Origin of the sequence: Candidatus Symbiopectobacterium sp. (assembly GCF_020054415.1) — a bacterium.
Taxonomy (GTDB): Bacteria; Pseudomonadota; Gammaproteobacteria; order Enterobacterales; family Enterobacteriaceae; genus Symbiopectobacterium.
Genome location: NZ_JAHWCO010000740.1, coordinates 1 through 2,744, shown reverse-complemented (window position 1 = coordinate 2,744; position 2,744 = coordinate 1). Strand labels below are relative to the sequence as shown.

The 2,744-nt window shown below is 44.9% G+C and carries 1 protein-coding gene and 2 pseudogenes; 1 reads left to right on the top strand and 2 read right to left on the bottom strand.

The features are described from left to right. Positions 1-406 precede the first annotated feature (406 nt). A complete protein-coding gene (locus QZ506_RS21260) occupies positions 407-1,651 on the top strand; it encodes a phosphoadenosine phosphosulfate reductase family protein (protein ID WP_291973740.1) in 1,245 nt (414 codons plus the stop codon). Between the two features lie 15 nt (positions 1,652-1,666). Here the strand turns inward: QZ506_RS21260 and QZ506_RS21255 are convergent. Together QZ506_RS21255 and cueP are read right to left on the bottom strand one after the other, a co-directional pair. Continuing rightward, positions 1,667-2,037 (bottom strand): annotated as a pseudogene (locus tag QZ506_RS21255) (GlpM family protein). Positions 2,038-2,186: 149 nt separating this feature from the next. Then, a pseudogene (gene cueP / locus QZ506_RS21250) lies at positions 2,187-2,600 on the bottom strand (copper-binding periplasmic metallochaperone CueP); the annotation flags it as partial. Positions 2,601-2,744: the final 144 nt, after the last annotated feature.

The following is a 2,744-nucleotide window of genomic DNA, read 5'->3' as shown; positions in this document are numbered from 1 at the left end:
TGACACGCCTGTTTTGGATTAAAATGCTGATCGCTCCGGGATGCATCACCACGCTCTGGATTTAACATACTGATTTTACGTCAAGGGAATCCGCAGCCTTTATGGCTACGCAGCATAATATCTATTTATTCAACAAAGCCTGATCACGGGTATAAACCAGTAATAACTGCTAAGGCCATGACTATTTCCTTATAAAAATTTGCAATTAATTGAGCGAAAAATGACAAAAAATGACGAAAAAAAGTTTATATTAACGAGCATAAAAATACACACGCAGAGGGTTATCACATTCATCAACCCTAAATAAATAACAAAATATCAAACAGTTAGAGCAGGACAGAGATGAAAGGTCTTTTTGTCGACATGTCATTTTTAACAAACATGATAAAGAGATTCATTTCTTACATTGGCTATACAAAATATAAAAACGTCACAGTTCGCTATCAGTCGGCAAACCAGAAAAAACTTTACCGCCAGGGCCAATGAGATGAAAGAGCCACATTCCATATCCAACGTTTTTGATGCAGCGCTATTACGCCTTGATATCGTTTTCAGTGATTATGAAAAAGTGTGTATCTCCTTATCTGGAGGGAAAAGTTCAACGGTATTATTACACCTCGCCGCTACGGTTGCTAAAGCTCACGGTAAGAAAATCACAGTATTGTTTATTGATCAGGAGGCTCAACATACGCAAACTATTTCGCATATACAACGCTTGAAACAGCTATATCGCGATGTAATTGAACATTTTTATTGGATTGCGCTGCCGCTCACAACTGAAAATAACCAGCCCTATCACTCCCGCACCTGGATATCGTGGGAAGATAACGTTGAATGGTGGAGAATTCCCCCAGCAGACACTATTACAGATCAACATCTCTTTCCGTTTTACCATTATGCGATGGCAGAGAGCAATTTTACTTCTGGGTTTCTGAATTGGCTCTCCTCTGGAAAAACCCTCGCCTTCGTCATGGGAACACTGTCCAACGAGGACGCCAATAACGATAGCCAACCGACACAAAAAAGCTATGGAGAAGATAGCAACGAACTCCTGTCTACATCAGAGACCAGCGGCCAGATTCATACGCTCTATCCTCTGTTTGATTGGCAGTCGCAAGATGTCTGGTTATTTAATAGCCTGTCAAAAGCGCCTTACAACCCCTTGTATGACCTCATGTGTCGCTCTGGTGCACCACGCAGCAACATGAAAATACAGGAGCCTTTCGAACAACAAACCACAGAAATTTTTCCGCGTAAGGCAGACCATCCGCAACAGGCCACGTTTAGCCGCGCTAGCCCGTATGATAACGCCCGCAAACCCAGCGAAGAGACATGGCAAAACCATGCCACATTTCTCTTGAACTCAATGCCGCAGAAAATGGCAGATCAATTCCGCGTCAACATCGCTCATTACCTCAGTTGGCATCGTTCACGCGGCTTTCTGACGTGCATACCAGATGAAGAGGCATGCGCTACCGAGGAGCACTATATCGTGTCGTGGGAAAAGATTTGCACCATGATCCTGAATAACGATTATCGCAGCTTGGCTCTGACTGCCTCATCCTCACCTTCTGAGGACGCGACGTTTTGCTGTAACAGAAAGAAATCACGCAGAAGACGCAGTAATAACAATGAAGCCATCTTTCTGTGATATCCGCGCTCATTATTAAGGAATCCGATCGCTGCGGGATATGCCATACTGGTTATAGAAGTGCGCCCATACTTTGATCAATACAAACGCAGAAGCGCTCCAACAGACCACCGCGGATAGCAGTGCCAACGGCAGCTTCATGGATGCAGTAAAATAGTAGAGCGATATCAGGTAAATCAGATAGGGAATGATCGACAAGATGCCAAACATAATGGTGGCTCGCAGCGCTTCTGTACCGCGCTCTGTTCCCACTATGTAGTGGGCAATTAAGGCAAAGGTCGGAAACAGCGGATCAACACCGCAATATAGTAGTGTCTGGTCTTAGCCAAAATACCAATCAACACAACAATGATAGCGCCAAGAATGACTTTGATTAACAGAGAGATTGCAGATTTACCGTCCGGTGACAAGTCCATCAAGTGTAACAGAAAAGGAAGGAAAAAATACAGGAGAAACCGCTGTGTCACCAAAGCCGATACGGCATGATGATTGCCACCCCAGCATACGCGCTGAGGTGGAATCATCAGCGGTGTGTTTAGACGCTCTTCAGTCGTAACGTGGTCATACAGGTTTGACTGTCATCATAAGTAGCGAAAGGTGCCTGAGCGACACGTCCCTGATAGGTTACCTCAATGGTTCCTTCGGTATTGCGCAGCAACCAGACCCCTACAAAACCATTCTGATAGCTCGTCAGGTTTTTATGCACAATGACAGCGCCCTGCTTGTCAGTAATTTTGACGTTGAATACTGTGTTGGTCAACTCTCCCTAGCAGCCCGAAAAGCTGTGATTAAAGCAAGGGTGTGTTTGCTGCACATAGGGTGCAAACGACAAATAAAACTTGTCGCCCAGTGGATAAACATACTTCTGTTCCCCTTGAGTCAGTATCAATTGAGTCGCATTGATCGATGCAGAATAGGGCAGAAGCCGCGATTGTGTCGATGGGTCAATGGTGGAGCCTGTTTAAGATTTTGTGTAAATGCCTTTCCTCAGAAGTGACCGTCAAGGCGGTCACCGAACTCGATAATAAAGCGACTCATTGCCATACGCCAGTCCTGTAAGGGCATCGTCCATTTCTGTGATGCCGCCTGGATT